Below are 18,760 nucleotides of genomic sequence, written 5' to 3' on the forward strand. Positions count from 1 at the left end.
CGACAAACGGCGGGGCTTGCCGGACAAGTCCGGTCGGCGCATCGCAACGGGCAGGCGCGATGAAGCACCCGTTACCACGCGGCCGTGCAGCCCCAGCCGCACAGCTTCGTCGCTCAGACGGAGAGTTACCGTGCCGTGACCATCCCCTGGATCAGGCAAGAGCGACCGGTGCGCCGGCAGGTCTCCTGGCTCGCGGGTCACAGCTTGATGCACGCCTTCCCAGACTTTGCGCCAAAGCGCTGTCCAGTGGCAGCTCCTGTGTTCAGGAGCATGTGCATCGCGCTATCCGCTTACAGTTGCAGGGACAGCCACGGATTTGGGAGCAAGCTCCCGCACCGCATTCCCGATTAAGCCCCTTGCGGGGCACCGGCGCGATCATTGAAGGGCGGGTTGCCCCGGTCCTTCGCCGCGCGCTCTAGACGAAAATGCCAGCCAAGCCAATTGAAGTTGTTGCTTCATCCTCTTTACGCCATCGCCTTATCTCGGATGGGTTGGCTGCCAGGCGCTCGATCGCATCGCAGGGATAAGTCCAGAGCGTTATTTCGGTTACGCCTTTTCTGATCCTGGAAGCCCCCGATAGGGCCAAGCGGCCGTCCTTGGCCCACCGTGTTCGCTCGCGGGACGTGATGCAGAGAATATCCTCGACCTGCCGTTGACTGACAGGCTTGCACGCTATCCGGAAAAGCCGTTTCCGTATGGCATCGACGAGATCTTCCGCAGCCTGCCTTGAATTCGGATCAAAGACACAACTTTTTCTGGATTTAACGAATGTTCCGTTGGAACGAGCCATCAGCATCCGGATCGCCGCGTCGCGCTCGCCGTGATGTACGCGAAGCCCGAGCGGCATTCGGACATCAAGATCGATTGAGACGGTGCAGGACTGGTCATCGTGGCTGAGTATGACGCAACGATCCACGCAGTGACGGTCAGGCAACGACCGAAACCTCGATTTCATCGAACCGCTTCCAGCGATAGATCGCGTAACTCGCCAGCCAGCAGAACACGAAAAGACCGATGATGGCGAAGCCCAGACCATTGAAATTTTCGCCCAGTTCAGCGGCGACCCGCCATGGCCTACCCGTAAGGGCCAGCTTGTCGCCAATCAGGGCCAGCGTTTCGATTCCACCAATGACAATCGCCACGATGGCCGAGATCAGGGTAATGGTGATGTTGTAGTAGAGCTTGCGGATCGGCTTCACGAAGGCCCATTCATAAGCGCCCAGCATCACCACGCCGTCCGCCGTATCGATGAGGGCCATACCGACCGCGAACAGGGCGGGCAGGACCAGGATTGTCCCGATCGACAGGCCATCGGCGGCCTGGCTGGCCGACATGCCCAGAATGGCAACTTCGGTTGCTGTATCGAACCCAAGCCCGAACAGAAACCCCAGCGGGGCCATATGCCAGCTTTTGTTCACGAGGCGGAACATCGGCCTGAACAGTCTGGAAAGCAGACCGCGCCCACCCAATAGCAGATCAAGATCGTCCTCGGCATAGCTGCCGCCTGCACGAGCATGGGCAAAAGTCCGCCAGACAGAGCGCAGGATGACCAGGTTCATGCCGGCGATCGTGAACAGGAAAAGCGCGGAAATCACGGTTGCAATCACGCCACCGATTTCCTTGAAAGCGCCAAACTGCGACAGCGCGCTGGCCGTCACCGCAATGATGATCGATGCTATGGCAATGATTCCGGAATGCCCGATCGCGAACCAGAATCCGACCGAAACCGGACGCTGCCCGTCCTGCATCAGCTTGCGGGTCACATTGTCGATCGCCGCAATATGATCGGCATCAACCGCGTGACGCAGGCCCAGCCCCCAGGCAAGCACGGCGGTGCCGAGCATCAACGGCTGTGCATGAAACAGGCTGAATGCCCAGACCCAGACGCCAATGTTGGCGGCGATCAATCCGGCAAACAAGGCACCAATTCGTCGGCGCAGAGACAGGGACGGCAGTGTCTTCGTGAGGGGCATGATTGGCTCGGCGATTGAGGAATGAACAAACGAAGGACGGTGCCGCAGACGTGCCGCAGCGCCGCCCATCAAGGGATTTCGCTAGAAATTGACCTTTGCGCCAATCCTCACAGTTCGAGGCTCGACCACGCGGCTCAACCGGCCTTCCACCGGAGCACCTGCATCAAAGGCGGGGATGTAGGACTCGTAATAATAGGCGATGTCCTTGTCTCGGCTGTCGAAGATGTTCAGCACTTCTCCAAATATCTCGACCTTCTTGCCCTTCCACGCGGCTCGGGCATTCATGACCGTGCTGCCCCGATCCCGGACACTGTTGTCCTCGACAAGCGGAGAAGGTCCAAGGTGGCGCACCCGAATGCTGGCTTCCCAGGGATCAAGAATGATGGCGGCACCTGCTGAAGCCGCGTTCTCGAATGCATTGGGGATGTGATCGCCATTGTCGAAGCGCGCATGGCTGGCGGTATAGTTTCCATCAAGCGCAAGCCAAGGGAACGGCCGCCAGAAGGCGACGATTTCATAGCCATGACGCCCACTGGCACCCGACGGTTCAACAGCATTGGAATCGCCAATGAAACGAAGTTCGCTGCCGACATGCAGCCACCAGTAAGTCGCGGTTAACGTGACCCCTGAGAATTGAATGCGTCCTCCCAGTTCCTTGCCAATGCCGCGAACCAGAACGGGAACAGGCGTGTCCCTGTTGACCGCACCCCGAACATCATTGGAATGGAATCCACGGCCCCAGTTGGCGTAGAGTTCAAGATGCGGCGTAACCTGATAGGCGATTGACGCCTTGGGAGAGAGAATCGACGCTGAGCCACTGCCTTCGCCCAGCGACGCCGCAACAGAATCTCGTGCACGCACGGAATAGTGATAATAGTCCCCGCGAAGACCACCTGTCACACGCAGTCCCGCCAAGGGTTTCCAAGCGACTTCGCCGTAGAGCGCGGAAGACAATTCCCCGACCCGGTAGTGCCCGAGTGACGCAAGAAATGCGCGGGCAGCCGTTCGATCGACACCAACATTCCCGACGGCGTCGTATCTGTTTTCGGTGCCAAGGCTCACAGCCAGACTGTCAGCGATTTCCCAATGTTTTTGTGCGGACAGCCCGAGGACCCAACGCCGGTCGAACTGCTTGATCTGCGCGCTTGTGCTATCCGGATCGGTGTAAGTGGGGTTCGAGAACATCGACCAGTCATAAAACTGGGCATAGACATTGGCGCGCCATGTCGGTTGCTTGACCGCGATGTTAGCCACCAGGCGCGTCGTCTCACCCCGCGCGGAAGGATCTGGAGAGCAGAACACATCCGCACACAACGCCGTGCCGATAATGCGCTCGGGGATTTGCTCGGTTGGGTGCCATGTCGCCCGGTAGGCATGGAGAGATGCCTCCAATGTGCCCGCACCGGTCGGCATCCTATATTTCGCGAACCCCGAGTAGTGGCGCAGACGTTCAGGTTCCTGCCACGGTCCGTCATAGGTCTTGGCCTGGGCGACAAGCGTGAGGTCTCCAGCACCCAGGTCGTGCAATGTTCCGCCCGCAGCGACGCGGCGCCAACCATATGATCCAGCCTCGGCCGATGCCCATGGCCGGTCATAACCCTTGATGGTCGTCATATAGGCTGCTCCCGCCAGAGCGAAATCACCGCCATCGGCGCGGTAGGGCCCTTTACGAAAATCCTCCCGGCCCACGATCTCCGGAATGAGCCCGTTGAGGTCGAGATAGCCATGACCATGTCCGTGGGTACGAAAGTTCATCTGCACATCATCGATATAAGTACTGAAGTCAGACCCATGGTCGAGGTTGAAACCGCGCAGGAAATACTGGTTGGCTTTGCCGCTCCCCGAATGCTGGGCTGCAACCAGCCCCGGCACCGCTTCCAGCAGTTCGGCCACGCGGAGAAGAGGCCGCACGAGGAGATCGGCCCCTCCGACGCTTCCTTCGCTCGCTGATTTGGCAGTGCCGATCATGGCCTCACCGCGACCGAAAACCACAATGTCGTTGTCTGCCACGACTGCATCCGCGCTTGTTTGCGATCCCTTTTCAGAGGTTTCGGCAAAGGCCGGTGTTCCGATACAGATCAGCGGAAGTGCGCTGCTGGTAGTAATGGTCTTGATCACGAAATAGTCCCCCGGCGTCTTGCGACGTGGCCGGGGCATACCCGCGCGAACGGGCGACACGCGCGGCGACCGGACGCCATGGGTGGCCGACGCACGTCTCCGATGCGACCCCAGCCGCTCGTTCGTCGCTCAGACGGAGTTCACCGTGCCGCAGCCATCCTCTGGACCAAGGCAAGAGCGACCAGACGCCGGCAGGTCTCCTGGCTCACGGGTCACAGCTTGATGCACGCCTTCCCAGACCTCGCATGATTTAGCGTCCGGCCCAGTGGCTGCCCCTTCAAATGAGGAGCGATGTACATCGCGCTATCCGCTTACAGTTGCAGAGACAGCCACGGATTTGGAAGCAAGCTTCCGCACCGCATTCCCGATTAAGCCCCTTGCGGGGGGCACCGGCGCGATCAATGAAAGCCGGAATGATCCGGTTCTCGATCCCTCGTCTAACTGAAGTGATCGGAAAAGCCAATAACGCTTGGAGCAGGGATTGAATCAACGATTACTGCATCCCGCGCCACCATTGCCATTGGCACGGCCAGAGCGCACCAACCGCGCGCACTCGATTTGAATGGCGGGTTTTCACTGAACCTATCGTTGGCCATCGGACTCCTGTACGACCGGAAGTGGTCGAATCCAGACGTATGGAGGCGGCACTATCTGCGGGTCGGTTCGGCCTGAGCCTGCGCCGCCTTATCCAGAAATCGCGGCGCTAGGCGGCTTGCGGAAACTGCCTTGCAGGATCTTCGCGCCTGACCGGAGCTGGTCGAGATAGTCGGACCAGCTTTTCATCATGGCCAGCCGCTCTTCCCAATGCTCGCCACGCGCATAGGCTCGGCGGACGTCATCGGTCTCGGCATGGCCAAGCTGTCGTTCGATGGCGTCGGGATTCCAGTGGCCCTGCTCGTTCAGCAACGTGCTGGCCATGGCGCGGAAGCCGTGGGCGGTCATCGTCTTGCTGTCGAACCCCATGCGCCGCAGGGCGAGATTGATCGTGTTTTCGCACATGGGACGATCCCGTTTGCCTTGGGCCGGGAAGAGGTAACGGCGGTTGCCGCTGATCTCGCGCAGTTCCTCCAGGATGGCGAGCACCTGCCGGGTCAGCGGCACGCGGTGGGCGACGCGCATCTTGGTTTTCTCGGCGGGGATGGTCCAGACATTCTTGGTCAGGTCAAATTCGGTCCATTCGGCGTGCCTGAGCTCGCCAGGACGCACGAAGACGTGAGGGGCGATGCGAAGGGCTGCATGGGTGACTGGATAGCCCGAATAGGCGTCTATTGCCCGAAGTAGCACACCTGCCTCCATCGGGGAGGTAATGGCCGCCCGATGCGTGACTTTGGGCACAGTAATCGCGCCGCGCAGGTCTGCCGAAATGTCGCGGTCGGCGCGTCCGGTGGCGATGGCATAGCGGAAGACCTGCCCGCAGGTGCTGCGCAGCCGTCGCGCTGTCTCATAGTGGCCGCGCTTTTCAACCGCGCGCAAGACCGCCAGCAATTCGGGCGCTTTGATCTCACCAATCTTGCGTGCGCCGATTATGGGGTGGGCGAACTCCAGTAGCCATTTCAGCTTGCCCAAGGTAACTTCCGCGCGGCCTTCCCGGCGGGCTTTGTCGAGCCATTCCTCGGCAACGGCCTGAAAGCTGTTCACGTTGGCCAGCGGCCCGGTAATCTTGTCGATCTTGCGCTTGGCCGACGGGTTCATGCCATCGGCAATCTGCTTCTTGATTTCCAGCCGCTTGGCCCGCGCCTCAGCCAGTGAAACGGTGGGATAGACCCCAAGGGCTGCGGTGGCCCGCTTTTCCCCGAAACGATAATCAACCCGCCAGCACCGCTGACCGGCTTTTGTGACGAGCAGGTATAACCCGCCCCCGTCAGAAAGCTTGTAGGGCTTCTCGCGTGCAATTGCCTTTCGGACGGCCAGATCGGTAAGCATGACGCCACCTTTTTGTCGGTTTCGATACCGTCAAAAATACCGTCGGATACCGTCAATTGCAACGAATTTGACCGGATGCGGGTGGACGCGCAAGCCGTCAAAAACCTTTGATTTTGGGGACTTCTCCGGACATTTATGGACATGTCCGGAGGAAGCGATGGTGCCCAGAAGAGGACTCGAACCTCCACGCCCTTGCGAGCGCCAGCACCTGAAGCTGGTGCGTCTACCAATTCCGCCATCTGGGCCCCAGAAGACTTATTCGTCAGGTAGGCCGCGCGCTCTAGGGGAGCGGTGGCGGCATTGTCAATAAGCCATCGCCACGCTTGGCTCTTGCCGTTTTTCGGGCAGGGCGGCATGGGAGCCGCAGCGAGATCAAGCCCGAGGAACGGCATGAACGACAAGCTGGTGACGTTGATCGGTGGCGGCGGGTTTCTGGGCCGCTATGTCGCACAGGCATTGCTCGAACAGGGCGCGCGCGTCCGCATCGCCCAGCGCAACCCGAAAGGCGCGCTTTTCCTGCGGCCGCTCGGCGGGCTCGGCCAGATGCAGTTTGTCGCGGCCGATATCCGCAAGCCCGAATCGATCGCGCGCGCGGTCCAGGGCAGCGACGGCGTCGTCAATCTGGTCGGCATCCTGAAAGGCAACTTCGAGTCGATCCAGGCGCGCGGCGCGGGTGACTTGGCTACAGCCGCCGCAGCGACCGGCGCTAGCGCGCTGGTTCATATCTCGGCAATTGGCGCCGACGCTGCTTCGGCATCCGCCTATGGCCGCAGCAAGGGCGAAGGCGAGGCCGCGGTCCTCGGCGCTTTCCCGGCTGCCACGATCCTGCGTCCCTCGATCGTGTTCGGGCGCGAGGACCAGTTCGTCAATCGCTTCGCGGCGATGATTGCCTCGGCGCCTGCCGTGCCGGTGGTGCGCGGCGTCACCAAATTCCAGCCAGTCTATGTTGGCGATGTGGCGCGCGCGGTGGTGGCGGCGCTGGCAGCACCGGGCCAATATGGCGGGCGGACCTTCGAGCTTGGTGGCCCCGATGTCCTGTCGATGCGTGGCCTGATCGACTGGATCGCGGCGCAAACCGGGCAGCGCCCGACGATCATCGACCTGCCCGATGCGATTTCGGCAATGATCGCCACCTTCGGCTTCCTGCCCGGCGCACCGATTACCCGTGACCAGTGGACGATGCTCCAGCGCGATAATGTTGTTGCCCCCGGCGCGGCGGGGCTGGAAGCATTCGGCATTACCCCGACGCCGCTCGACACGGTCGCGCCGGGCTGGCTGGTCCAGTATCGCCGCAACGGTCGCTTTACGACCCAGACCGCCTGACCGGCGCGTATTTCGACATCACACCGCGGCGACAGCCGCCTTGGGGGCTGCGTGAACGATATCCTGACCATCATCCTGCTCGGCATTGTCGAGGGGATCACCGAATTCCTGCCGGTTTCCTCGACAGGTCATCTGATTCTGGCGGGCGCGCTGCTCGGCTATGACGATGGCAAGTGGCAGCTGTTCAACATCGTGATCCAGCTCGGCTCGATTCTGGCCGTGGTCGTGCTTTACTGGCGCACCTTTTGGGCGGTGATGCAGGGGCTGATCAAGGGTGAGGCGGGCGCGGTCAAGTTCGTGACCAATTTGCTGATCGCCTTTGTACCGGCGGTCATCATCGGCCTGGCGTTTCGCAAGCAGATCGAGGCGCTGCTGCTCAATCCGATTGTCGTTGCAGTTGCGCTGATCGCGGGCGGTATCGCGATTCTGGTGATCGAGCGAGTGGTGAAGCCCGGCGAAGCCAAGGGGATTTCGGGGATCCCGGCGCGGACCGCGCTCGGCATCGGCGTGCTGCAATGCCTTGCGATGATTCCGGGGGTCAGCCGGTCGGGGGCGACCATCCTCGGCGCGCTCAGCTTGGGCGTCGAACGGCGCACGGCGGCGGAATTCAGCTTTTTCCTCGCGATCCCGACGATGCTCGGCGCCAGCGTGGTCGAACTGGCAAGCCACCGCGACACGCTGACGGCGGCCAATGGCGTCGGGATCGGTGGGATTGCGCTTGGCTTTGTCGTCTCGTTCGCCGTCGCGGTGCTGGTGGTGCGCTGGTTCGTCGGCATCGTCGGCAAATATGGGTTCGGCCCGTTCGCCTGGTATCGGATCATCGTCGGCAGCGCGGCGCTGGTGTGGCTGCTGGCCAGATAGATCCGAAACGGACTTATCGGACGCACAGTTGTCGCAAAAATATTGCCGTCGGGTGAAGTCGGCGAGCCATTAAGTCAGTAATATTGTCTTACTGGTCATTCTTTGCGTGACTCAATCGCCTTAGGGGCATAAAACTGCGCGCGAAGGTGAATGGGCAGCGCCATGGCGAACGACTCAATGCTGAAATTCGTGGGGACCGCGCAGGCCTATCCGGCCAAGCGCGACCCGGCCCTGCGCGCCGAAGACTTCCGCGAGATCGCCGATCGCTACGCCGAGACGAGCGGCGAAGAACAGGCTGCGCGCTGTTCGCAATGCGGTGTGCCCTATTGCTCGGTACATTGTCCCTTGCACAACCACATCCCCGACTGGCTGCGGCTGACCGCCGAAGGGCGACTGCGCGAAGCTTATGAGCTGTCGAACGCGACCTCGACCATGCCCGAGATTTGCGGGCGAATTTGCCCGCAGGACCGGCTGTGCGAGGGCAATTGCGTCATCGAATTTTCAGGCCACGGCGCGGTCACGATCGGCGCGGTCGAAAAGTTCATCACCGACACGGCGTGGGACAAGGGCTGGGTCGAGCCGCTGATAGCGGGTCGAGCCACTGGCCAGTCGGTCGGCATCATCGGCGCAGGCCCGGCGGGACTGACGGCGGCGGAATATCTGCGCGGCGCCGGGCATGAAGTGCATGTCTATGACCGGCACGACCGCGCGGGTGGCCTGCTGACCTATGGCATTCCCGGCTTCAAGCTCGAAAAGCCGGTGGTGATGCGGCGGATCGAGCGGCTGGCAGCGGGCGGCATCGTCTTCCACGCGAATTTCGAGGTCGGGCGCGACGCGAGCCTTGTCGAGCTTCGCGACCGTCACGACGCGGTGCTGATCGCGACGGGCGTCTACAAGCCGCGCGCCATCAAGGCACCGGGAGTCGAGGCACAAGGCGTAGTCGAAGCGCTCGACTATCTGATTGCGTCGAACCGCAAGGGCTTTGGCGATGATGTGCCCGCGTTCGATTCAGGCGCGCTGGATGCAGCCGGCAAGCATGTCATCGTCATCGGTGGCGGCGATACCGCGATGGATTGCGTGCGCACTGCCGTGCGGCAGGGTGCGGCCTCGGTCAAATGCCTCTACCGCCGCGACCGCGCCAACATGCCCGGCAGCCAGCGCGAAGTCGCCAATGCCGAGGAAGAAGGCGTCGAGTTCGTCTGGCTGGCGGCGCCCGATGGCTTCTCCGGCGATCCGGTGCGCGCGGTGCGCGTCACCAGGATGCGGCTCGGCGCGCCCGACGCAAGCGGGCGGCGCGCGCCCGAGCCCGATCCCGGCGCGGACGAGGAATTGCCCGCCGATCTCGTCATCAAGGCACTCGGCTTCGACCCCGAACCACTGCCGGTGCTGTTCGGCGCGCCCGAACTGCGCGTGACGCGCTGGGGGACGGTGGTGATTGATACCGCGAGCATGCAGACCAACCTGCCCGGCGTCTTCGCGGCGGGCGACATCGTGCGCGGGGCGTCGCTGGTAGTATGGGCAATCCGCGACGGGCGCGATGTCGCGGCGAAGATGGGGCAATATCTGCGCGCGAAGGCAGCCGAAAGGAAAGCGGCATGAGGTTGCGCGAACGCGATATCGCCGGGATCCGAACCGCCGCACGCGAGGTTTTTGGCGACACGGCGGTCGTTCGCCTGTTCGGCAGTCGGCTCGATGATTGCGCGCGCGGTGGTGATATCGACCTCCATGTTGAAGCCGAAGCCAAGGATCTCGGCATCGACCGGCAACTCGCCTTTCGTCGGTTGCTGAACAAAGAAATCGGCGAACGTGCGATCGACATTGTCCTTTACGCGCGCGGGATGCAGCGCCGACCGATCGACGAGGTTGCTATTGGCGAAGGCGTTGTTCTGTGACGAGGCAACAAAGTGTCGAGCGAGCACTAGCGATGATTGCCGGGCCATTGGCTCGTCTGCACGAATCAGTGACGGAGGACGCCAATCTGTTTCCGCTGTCCGCCAATTCGTTCGACCGCCAATCGCGAAAGGCGCTGGATGCATTTCTGCAACGCTTTCAGCAAGTCTATGACATTCTTGCGAGAAAAGTGATGCCTGCGATGCACTTATTCTTGACCGCAGATGTTCGGCCGCGCTCCTTCCGCGACACGCTCGACGCATTCGAACGACTTGAATTGATCGACAGCGCCGATCGATGGGAAGAACTGAACGAGCTACGAAACCGGCTAATCCACGAATACGCCCTCGACGATTTGACGCGGGCGCACGAGTTGAACGCTGCCTTTGCCGCTGCTCCCATGATCACAGCAGCCGCTGAGCGCTTTGCGCATATCATTGCGGCGAAGGATTTCGACGACCTTGGGGCCGAAACACAGAAATGACCGACGAACGCGCCCGCCTTGCCGCCGAGGGCATGTATCGCCCCGATATGGAATCCGATGCCTGCGGCGTCGGCCTCGTCGCTGCGACCGACGGCAAGCCCAGCCGCCGCGTCGTGCAATCGGCGATCGAGGCACTGAAGGCCGTATGGCACCGCGGCGCGGTCGATGCCGATGGCAAGACCGGCGACGGCGCAGGGCTGCTGCTCGACCTGCCGACTGCCTTTTTCGACGATGCGATTGCGCTCTCGGGGCACCGGCCGCTGCCCAACCGGCTGGCGGTCGGCATGGTCTTCCTGCCGCGCACCGACCTGTCGGCGCAGGAAGCGTGCCGGACGATCGTCGAAAGCGCGATCATCGAGGAAGGCTATACGATTTACGGCTGGCGGCAGGTGCCGGTCGATGTGTCGGTGATCGGCCAGAAAGCGCAGGCAACGCGGCCCGAGATCGAGCAGATCATGATCGCCGGGCCGATGCCCGACGATGCCAGCGTCGCCGAGTTCGAAAAGAACCTCTATCTGATCCGCCGGCGGATCGAAAAGCGCGTGATCGCCGCGCAAATCCAAGGCTTCTACATCTGTTCGCTGTCGTGTCGCTCGATCATCTACAAGGGCCTGTTCCTTGCCGAAAGCCTGTCGGTCTTCTATCCCGACCTTCGCGACAGCCGCTTCGAAAGCCGCGTCGCGATTTTCCACCAGCGTTATTCGACCAACACTTTCCCGCAGTGGTGGCTCGCGCAACCGTTCCGCTGCCTCGCGCACAACGGTGAGATCAACACAATCCGCGGCAACAAGAACTGGATGCTCAGCCACGAGATCAAGATGGCGAGCCTCGCGTTCGGCGAACATAGCGAAGACATCAAGCCGGTAATCCCGGCAGGCGCCAGCGACACCGCCGCGCTCGATGCGGTGTTCGAGGCGATCTGCCGCTCGGGCCGCGACGCGCCGACCGCCAAGCTCATGCTCGTCCCCGAAGCGTGGCAGGACGAAATCGACATGCCGCCCGAGCATCTGGCGATGTACCAATATCTGGCGAGCGTGATGGAGCCGTGGGACGGCCCCGCTGCGCTGGCAATGACCGATGGCCAATGGGCCGTCGCGGGCGTCGATCGCAATGCGCTGCGCCCGCTGCGCTACACGCGCACCAACGACGGGCTGCTGATCGTCGGCAGCGAAAGCGGCATGGTGGTGGTGCCCGAAACGACGATCATCGAAAAGGGTCGGCTCGGCCCCGGCCAGATGATTGCAGTCGATCTGGAAGCGGGTGAAGTGCTCGGCGACCGCGCCGTCAAGGACCGGGTCGCCGCCGAGGCCGATTATGCCGCGATGATCGGCGATTATCTGACGATCGACCAGCTTCCTGCGGTGGCGGTCAAGCGCCGCCGCTATGACCGGCCCGAACTGATCCGGCGCCAGATCGCCGCCGGCCAGTCGATCGAGGAAATGGAGCTGATCCTCAGCCCGCTCGTGCTCGACGGCAAGGAAGCGGTCGGATCGATGGGCGACGACACGCCGCTCGCCGTCATTTCGGACAAGCCGCGCCTGATCAGCCAGTTTTTCCGCCAGAATTTCAGCCAGGTTACCAACCCGCCGATCGACCCGTTGCGCGAGCGCCGGGTGATGACCCTGCGCACCCGCTTCGGCAATCTTGCCAATATCCTCGACATCGCCGGCGCGAAGAATCCGGTGCTGGTGCTCGATTCACCGGTGTTGACCTGCGCCGACTGGGATCGGCTGAAGGCGCATTTCGGCAGCCAGGCGGCCGAGATCGACTGTACTTTCGCCGCCGGTGGCGGACCCGAGACACTGCGCGCGGCGATCCAGCACATCCGCGCGCAAGCCGAACAGGCAGTGCGCGAGGGCCGCACCGACCTGTTCCTGACCGACGAAGCCGTCGGACCCGACCGGGTGGCGATCGCGGGGGTGCTCGCGGCGGCGGCGGTCCACACGCATCTGGTGCGCAAGGGACTGCGCTCCTACGCCAGTGTCAACATCCGCACCGCCGAATGCCTCGATACGCATTATTACGCCGTGCTGATCGGCGTCGGCGCGACAACCGTGAATGCCTATCTCGCCGAAGCAGCGATCGTCGACCGCCATGCGCGCGGGCTGTTCGGCACGCTGACGATCGAGGAATGCCTCGCCCGCCACCGCACCTCGATCGAAGACGGGCTGCTGAAGATCATGTCGAAAATGGGGATCGCCGTGATCTCCAGCTATCGCGGCGGCTATAATTTCGAAGCGGTCGGGCTGTCGCGCAGCCTAGTCAATGATCTCTTCCCGGGTATGCCGGCCAAGATTTCGGGCGAAGGCTATGTCTCGCTGCATCTGTCGGCGACGATGCGGCACGATGCGGCCTTCGCAGCACCGGTTGCGACGCTGCCGATCGGCGGCTTCTATCGCCAGCGCGCGGGTGGCGAGACGCATGCTTATTCGGCGCCGCTGATGCACTTGCTGCAGAATGCGGTCGCGAACGACAGCTATTCGACGTATCTGCAATTCTCGCGCGGGGTGGCCGATCTGCCGCCGGTTTACCTGCGCGATCTGCTTCAGTTCAATTTCCCGGCAGAAGGCGTGCCGGTCGATCAGGTCGAAGCGATCACCGAAATCCGCAAGCGGTTCGTGACGCCGGGCATGTCGCTCGGCGCGCTCAGCCCCGAAGCGCATGAAACGCTGGCGATCGCGATGAACCGCATCGGCGCCAAAGCGGTGTCGGGCGAAGGTGGCGAGGACCGCAGCCGTTACACACCCTACGACAATGGCGACAACGCCAATTCGTCGATCAAGCAGGTCGCGAGCGGGCGCTTCGGCGTGACGGCGGAATATCTCAATGCCTGCGAGGAAATCGAGATCAAGGTCGCGCAAGGCGCCAAGCCCGGCGAGGGCGGGCAACTCCCCGGCTTCAAGGTGACCGAGCTGATCGCCAAGCTGCGCCATGCGACACCGGGCGTCACGCTCATCTCGCCGCCGCCGCATCACGACATTTATTCGATCGAGGATCTGGCGCAGCTCATCTACGACCTGAAGCAGATCAACCCGCGCGCGCGGGTGTGCGTGAAACTGGTGTCGTCGGCGGGGATCGGCACGGTCGCGGCGGGTGTTGCCAAAGCGCATGCCGATGTTATCCTTGTCTCGGGCAACGTCGGTGGCACCGGTGCCTCGCCCCAGACCAGCATCAAATATGCCGGCACGCCGTGGGAAATGGGGCTGTCCGAAGTCAATCAGGTGCTGACCCTCAATGGCTTGCGCCACCGCGTGCGGCTGCGCACCGACGGGGGGCTTCGCACCGGGCGCGACATCGTCGTCGCCGCGATCCTCGGCGCCGAGGAATTCGGCATCGGCACGCTTTCGCTGGTGGCGATGGGCTGCATCATGGTCCGGCAATGCCATTCGAACACTTGCCCGGTCGGCGTCTGCACGCAGGACGAGCGGCTGCGCGCGAAATTCGGGGGCAGCCCGGAAAAGGTCATCAACCTGATGACCTTCATTGCCGAAGAAGTGCGCGACATCCTCGCGCGGCTCGGCGTGCGCAGCCTCGACGAGGTGATCGGCCGCACCGAATTGCTCCGCCAGGTGAGTCGCGGCGCCGAACATCTCGACGATCTCGATCTCAACCCGATCCTGGCGAAAGTCGATGCCGACGACGACCAGCGCCGCTTTTCGTTGCCGACATGGCGCAACGAAGTACCCGACAGTCTCGACGCGCAGATGATCCGCGATGCTGCCGCCGTCTTCTCGCGCGGCGAAAAGATGCAGCTCACCTATTCGGTGCGCAACACCCACCGCGCGGTCGGCACGCGGCTGTCGAGCGAGATCACGCGGACGATCGGCATGTCGAAGCTGGCCGACGGCCATGTCCATGTTCGCCTGCGCGGATCAGCAGGGCAGAGCCTTGGCGCCTTCCTGTGCAAGGGCATCACGCTAGAGGTGTTCGGCGACGCCAACGACTATGTCGGCAAGGGGCTGTCGGGCGGCATCATCGCGGTGCGCCCGGTGGTGAGCTCGAGCCTGATCAGCCACCAGAATACGATCATCGGCAACACAGTGCTTTATGGCGCGACGGCAGGGAAATTGTTCGCAGCGGGACAGGCCGGCGAGCGCTTCGCGGTCCGCAATTCGGGCGCCGACGTGGTGGTCGAAGGCTGCGGCGCCAACGGTTGCGAATATATGACCGGCGGCACGGCAGTCGTGCTCGGCGAGGTCGGCGCCAATTTCGGCGCGGGCATGAGCGGGGGAATGGCGTTCGTTTATGACCCGGCGGACACGTTCCCCCGGCGCGCCAATCCCGACAGTATCGTCTGGCAAAGGCTGGCGTCGCTGCACTGGGAATCGGTGCTGTTCAACCTGATCCGCGCGCATGCCGAGGCGACTGACAGCAAATGGGCCGCAAGCCTGATCGACGAATGGGACCGGGTGGCGGGCCATTTCTGGCAAGTGGTGCCGAAGGAAATGCTGGGTCGGCTGCCCCACCCGCTCGACGACACACCCGCCGCCGTCGCCGCCGAATAGCGCTTGGCGCGGGCGCGATGCATGGCCTAGACCATTGCCATGTGGCAGCTTTACCAATTCCCGCTCTGTCCCTTTTCGCGAAAAGTGCGCCTGCTGCTGGGTGAAAAGGGCGTCGGTTACGATCTGGTCCGCGAATCGCCCTGGGCGCGGCGTGACGAGTTCATGGACATGAACCCCGCCGGACAGACGCCGGTCATGGCCGATCCCGGCCGCAATCTGCTGCTGATCGATTCGTCGGCGATCTGCGAATATTTCGAGGAAACGGTCGAACAGGCGGCAATGATCAACGGCACCGCCGCCAACCGCGCCGAGACGCGGCGGCTGGTCGCGTGGTTCGATCATCAATTCTATCAGGAAGTGACAGCGCCCCTGCTGCACGAACGGATGATCAAGCGCATCGTCCACCGCGCGGCGCCCGATGCCAAGGTGCTGCGCGAGGCAATGAAGGCAGCGATCGGGCAGCTCGACTATATCGATTTCCTGCTCGATCACCGTACCTGGATCGGCGGCGCGACGATGGGCCTCGCCGATCTGGCCGCTGCCGCGCAGATTTCGGTTGCCGATTATCTGGGCGGGATTGACTGGAAGGGGCATGAACAGACCGCGCGCTGGTATCGGGGGTTCAAGAGCCGGCCTTCCTTTCGGCCGCTGCTGAGCGAGCGGATGGAGGGTATCGCCCCGCCCAGCTATTACGACGACGTCGATTTCTGATGCACGTTGCGCCTGATCCGGCGGCACAGGTGGCGGCGACGATCGGCTTCGATGATTTCATGAAGGTCGACATCCGCGTCGGCACGATCATCGCTGCCGATCCTTTTCCGGAAGCGCGCAAACCCTCCTACAAGCTGACGATCGACTTCGGACCCGTCATCGGGGTGAAGAAAAGCTCGGCGCAGATCACCGAATATTACAGGCTGGAGGACCTGCCCGGCACGCAGGTTGCCGCCGTCGTCAATTTCGCGCCGCGCCAGATCGGCAAGTTCATGTCCGAAGTGCTGACGCTCGGCTTTCCCGATGCGGAAGGAAAGGTCGTGCTGGTGCGGCCGAGCGCGCCGGTGCCCAACGGCGGGCGGCTGTTCTAGCTAGTCCGCCAAGCTCCGCGACGCCTGTTCATAGCTGTCGCGCGACAGCCCCGGCGCCGCCAATATGCGCTCCAGTTCCGCGCGCATCAGCGCCGCGCGGTCGGCCGTGAACCGCTTCCACCGGCCGAGCGGTGGCAGCAGCTTTGCGGCGGTCTGCGGGTTGATCCGGTCGAGCGCGATCAGCTGATCGGCGACGAAGCGATAGCCGCGCCCATCGGCAGCATGGAACGCGCGCTGATTGACGCTGAAGGCACCCACCAGCGCCCGCGCGCGATTGGGATTGGTGAGCGTGAAATCACGGTGACGGGCAAGCTCGACCACAGTGTCGAGCGTGTCGTCGCGGCTCGACAGCGCCTGAGTCGAAAACCATTTGTCGAGCACCAGCGCATTGTCCGAATAGCGGTTGTAGAAAATGTCGAGCGCGGCGATCCGCGTGTTCGAATTGCCGTTCGCCAGCGTGGACAGCGCGCCCTGGCGATCGGTCATATTGTCAGCCGCTTCGAACTGGCGGAAGGCGATGTCGGCGGCGTCGCCCGCACCGCTGGCGGCGATATAGCCAAGCGCGACGCTCTTCAGTCGCCGCAATCCCTTGGCTTCGGGCGTATATTCGAACGCGCCGGTGGCCGATGCCCGCGCATAGGCCGCGCGCCAGTCGGCCTCGAGCGTCTTGCCGAGATCGCGGCGCAGCGCTTCACGCGCGCGGAACACGGCGTCGGGATCGACGACGGGCAATTGGTCGCCAATGAAGGCTTCGGACGGCAGCAGTACGGCCTCGGCAATGAAGGCCGGGTCGAGTGCCGGGCTCCGCAGCGTTTCGCGCACAGCGGCGATCACCGCGCCATGCTCGCCGCGCCCGTGGGCGATGCTCGTCACCAGCGTGTCGAGCATCAGCTGCTGCATCGCTTCATAGCGCGCAAAGGGATCGTCATCATGCGCCGAAAGCAGCGCCAGCTCGATCGCCGAGCGATCGGTCTCGATCGTCACCGGCGCCGAAAACTGCCGGTTGATCGACAGCAGCGGCGGCTCGTCGACGCCGGCAAAGTCGATCGACTGTTCGGCCCCTGTCAGCAGCACCAGCTGCTCATCGCCGATCGGCTGGCCGCTCGCGCTGCCGAACAGCTTGACGCGGACCGGCAGCACCATTGGCGCCTTGACCGGCTGGCCAGGCGTCGGCGCGATCGATTGGGTGAGCGTCAGCGTGGCGGCGCGTGCCGAGACATCGTGGCGAAGCGACGCCGTGATCTTGGGCGTGCCGGCCTGGCTGTACCAGAGGCGGAACTGCGCCAGATCGACGCCGCTGGCGGCCTCCATGCTTGCGACGAAATCCTCGCAGGTTGCCGCCGTCCCATCGAAGCGATCGAAATAAAGATCGGTCCCGGCGCGGAACTTCTCGGGTCCGAGAATCGTCGCCATCATGCGGATGACTTCGGCGCCCTTGTTATAAATCGTCGCGGTATAGAAATTCGAGATTTCGATATAGCTTTCGGGGCGGATCGGATGCGCGAGCGGCCCCGCATCCTCGGGGAATTGCGCGGCGCGCAGCGCGCGGACATCCTCGATCCGCTTGACCGCCGCCGATCCCTGGTCGGCGGAAAATTGCTGATCGCGAAAGACGGTGAAGCCTTCCTTCAGCGACAGCTGGAACCAGTCGCGGCAGGTAACGCGATTGCCCGACCAATTGTGGAAATATTCATGCGCGACGACAGCGGCGATCGCGTCATAATCATAATCGGTCGCGGTATCGGCATCGGCAAGGATGTAGCGGCTGTTGAAAATGTTCAGCCCCTTGTTCTCCATCGCGCCGAAATTGAAATCGTCGACCGCGACGATGTTGAAGACGTCGAGGTCATAGGCGCGCCCATAGACGTCCTCGTCCCATTTCATCGCCGTTTGCAGCGCGGCAAGCGCGTGGTCGGTCTTGGGCAGATCACCAGCGCGCACCCAGATGCCGAGTTGGACGCTGCGTCCGTCCATCGTCGTGAACGTCGCGCGGTTGGCGGCCAGATCACCCGCGACCATCGCGAACAGATAGCAGGGCTTGGGATAGGGATCGTGCCATTCGGCCCAGTGACGGCCATCATCAAGGTCGCCCGACGCGACCGGATCGCCATTGGCGAGCAGCACCGGATAGCGCGCCTTGTCCGCCGTCATCCGCACCCGGTAGCGGCTCAGAATGTCGGGACGGTCAGGGAAGAAGGTGATCCGGCGAAAGCCCTCGGCCTCGCACTGGGTGCAGAGCAGGCCGCCCGAGGCATAGAGCCCCATAAGCTGGGTGTTGCGTTCGGGCGCGATCTCGACTTCGGTCTCGATGACATGCCGCTCGCCGTCGAGCGCGATCACCAGCGCGCCGTGATCGAGCGACCAGCCATCGCTCTCGGCACCGTCGACGCGCACGCTGATCGGTGTCAGCCCGCCGCCGTCGAGCCGCAGCGGCCCGGCATCGGCGGCGGCGCGCACCACTTCGAGCCGCGCGCGCACGCGCGTCGCGATCGAATCGAGAGCGAAATCGAGCGCAATCTCGGGCACGTGCCACTCGGGCGGGCGATAGGCGTCGCGGCGCGTGACGGTCGGCAGGGCAGCATTTGCATCGAGCATATCCGC

The 18,760-nt window shown here is 63.1% G+C and carries 13 protein-coding genes, 1 tRNA gene and 2 riboswitches; of the genes, 8 read left to right on the forward strand and 6 right to left on the reverse strand.

Going from position 1 to position 18,760, the window contains the following annotated elements; all coding sequences use genetic code 11:
- Window positions 1-158: 158 nt before the first annotated feature.
- Window positions 159-386, reverse strand: a riboswitch (cobalamin riboswitch).
- A 29-nt stretch (window positions 387-415) separates the two neighbouring features.
- The 5 genes from AX672_RS18775 to AX672_RS17895 form a co-directional block, all read right to left on the reverse strand.
- Window positions 416-955, reverse strand: coding sequence for a hypothetical protein (locus AX672_RS18775; RefSeq protein WP_124810534.1), 540 nt, complete (start codon window positions 953-955; stop codon window positions 416-418).
- On the reverse strand, window positions 927-1,973 hold the full coding sequence (locus AX672_RS17880) for a HoxN/HupN/NixA family nickel/cobalt transporter (protein ID WP_066653898.1): 1,047 nt from the start codon (window positions 1,971-1,973) through the stop codon (window positions 927-929). Before AX672_RS17880 ends, AX672_RS18775 begins: the two co-directional genes overlap by 29 nt.
- An 81-nt stretch (window positions 1,974-2,054) precedes the next feature.
- Window positions 2,055-4,130, reverse strand: a complete 2,076-nt coding sequence (locus AX672_RS17885) for a TonB-dependent receptor (RefSeq protein WP_066653807.1) — start codon at window positions 4,128-4,130, stop codon at window positions 2,055-2,057.
- 134 nt (window positions 4,131-4,264) lie between these two features.
- Window positions 4,265-4,500: riboswitch (cobalamin riboswitch) on the reverse strand.
- Window positions 4,501-4,775: 275 nt separating this feature from the next.
- Window positions 4,776-6,014 carry a tyrosine-type recombinase/integrase gene (locus AX672_RS17890; RefSeq protein ID WP_066653811.1) on the reverse strand — a complete coding sequence of 413 codons (1,239 nt, stop codon included), beginning with the start codon at window positions 6,012-6,014 and terminating at the stop codon, window positions 4,776-4,778.
- Window positions 6,015-6,172: 158 nt separating this feature from the next.
- Window positions 6,173-6,259: transfer RNA gene (locus AX672_RS17895), tRNA-Leu, on the reverse strand.
- A 145-nt stretch (window positions 6,260-6,404) separates the two neighbouring features.
- On the opposite strand from AX672_RS17895, the gene AX672_RS17900 reads away from it, so the two are divergent.
- From AX672_RS17900 to AX672_RS17935, 8 genes are all read left to right on the forward strand, one after another.
- Window positions 6,405-7,337: a complex I NDUFA9 subunit family protein gene (locus tag AX672_RS17900; protein WP_066653813.1), complete on the forward strand. Its 933-nt coding sequence runs from the start codon at window positions 6,405-6,407 to the stop codon at window positions 7,335-7,337.
- A 51-nt stretch (window positions 7,338-7,388) separates the two neighbouring features.
- Complete coding sequence (locus tag AX672_RS17905) at window positions 7,389-8,198, forward strand: undecaprenyl-diphosphate phosphatase (protein WP_066653815.1); 810 nt, start codon at window positions 7,389-7,391, stop codon at window positions 8,196-8,198.
- 162 nt (window positions 8,199-8,360) lie between these two features.
- On the forward strand, window positions 8,361-9,797 hold the full coding sequence (locus AX672_RS17910) for an NAD(P)-dependent oxidoreductase (protein ID WP_066653901.1): 1,437 nt from the start codon (window positions 8,361-8,363) through the stop codon (window positions 9,795-9,797).
- Window positions 9,794-10,090 carry a nucleotidyltransferase domain-containing protein gene (locus AX672_RS17915; RefSeq protein WP_066653816.1) on the forward strand — a complete coding sequence of 99 codons (297 nt, stop codon included), beginning with the start codon at window positions 9,794-9,796 and terminating at the stop codon, window positions 10,088-10,090. Before AX672_RS17910 ends, AX672_RS17915 begins: the two co-directional genes overlap by 4 nt.
- Entirely contained in the window at window positions 10,087-10,572 is a 486-nt protein-coding gene (locus tag AX672_RS17920) for a HepT-like ribonuclease domain-containing protein (protein WP_168727539.1), read from the forward strand. Before AX672_RS17915 ends, AX672_RS17920 begins: the two co-directional genes overlap by 4 nt.
- Window positions 10,569-15,077 (forward strand): glutamate synthase large subunit, encoded by a 4,509-nt coding sequence (gene gltB / locus AX672_RS17925; RefSeq protein ID WP_066653820.1) that lies wholly within the window; start codon window positions 10,569-10,571, stop codon window positions 15,075-15,077. Before AX672_RS17920 ends, gltB begins: the two co-directional genes overlap by 4 nt.
- A gap of 39 nt (window positions 15,078-15,116) precedes the next feature.
- Window positions 15,117-15,788, forward strand: a complete 672-nt coding sequence (locus AX672_RS17930; protein ID WP_066653823.1) for a glutathione S-transferase family protein — start codon at window positions 15,117-15,119, stop codon at window positions 15,786-15,788.
- Window positions 15,788-16,159, forward strand: coding sequence for a tRNA-binding protein (locus AX672_RS17935; RefSeq protein ID WP_066653826.1), 372 nt, complete (start codon window positions 15,788-15,790; stop codon window positions 16,157-16,159). The genes AX672_RS17930 and AX672_RS17935 overlap by 1 nt, the downstream gene beginning before the upstream one ends.
- Here the strand turns inward: AX672_RS17935 and pepN are convergent, their stop codons facing one another.
- On the reverse strand, window positions 16,160-18,754 hold the full coding sequence (gene pepN, locus AX672_RS17940) for an aminopeptidase N (protein ID WP_066653829.1): 2,595 nt from the start codon (window positions 18,752-18,754) through the stop codon (window positions 16,160-16,162).
- Window positions 18,755-18,760 lie beyond the last annotated feature (6 nt).

Source organism: Sphingomonas sp. CCH10-B3 (genome assembly GCF_001556185.1).
Lineage (GTDB): Bacteria > Pseudomonadota > Alphaproteobacteria > Sphingomonadales > Sphingomonadaceae > Sphingomonas > Sphingomonas aquatica.

Excerpts from the sequence above, each read along its gene's own strand:
- AX672_RS18775 (WP_124810534.1), bottom strand. The coding sequence starts at position 955 with ATGAAATCGAGGTTTCGGTCGTTGCCTGACCGTCACTGCGTGGATCGT.
- AX672_RS17880 (WP_066653898.1), bottom strand. The coding sequence starts at position 1,973 with ATGCCCCTCACGAAGACACTGCCGTCCCTGTCTCTGCGCCGACGAATT.
- AX672_RS17885 (WP_066653807.1), bottom strand. The coding sequence starts at position 4,130 with ATGCCCCGGCCACGTCGCAAGACGCCGGGGGACTATTTCGTGATCAAG.
- AX672_RS17890 (WP_066653811.1), bottom strand. The coding sequence starts at position 6,014 with ATGCTTACCGATCTGGCCGTCCGAAAGGCAATTGCACGCGAGAAGCCC.
- AX672_RS17900 (WP_066653813.1), top strand. The coding sequence starts at position 6,405 with ATGAACGACAAGCTGGTGACGTTGATCGGTGGCGGCGGGTTTCTGGGC.
- AX672_RS17910 (WP_066653901.1), top strand. The coding sequence starts at position 8,361 with ATGGCGAACGACTCAATGCTGAAATTCGTGGGGACCGCGCAGGCCTAT.
- AX672_RS17915 (WP_066653816.1), top strand. The coding sequence starts at position 9,794 with ATGAGGTTGCGCGAACGCGATATCGCCGGGATCCGAACCGCCGCACGC.
- gltB (WP_066653820.1), top strand. The coding sequence starts at position 10,569 with ATGACCGACGAACGCGCCCGCCTTGCCGCCGAGGGCATGTATCGCCCC.
- AX672_RS17930 (WP_066653823.1), top strand. The coding sequence starts at position 15,117 with ATGTGGCAGCTTTACCAATTCCCGCTCTGTCCCTTTTCGCGAAAAGTG.
- AX672_RS17935 (WP_066653826.1), top strand. The coding sequence starts at position 15,788 with ATGCACGTTGCGCCTGATCCGGCGGCACAGGTGGCGGCGACGATCGGC.
- pepN (WP_066653829.1), bottom strand. The coding sequence starts at position 18,754 with ATGCTCGATGCAAATGCTGCCCTGCCGACCGTCACGCGCCGCGACGCC.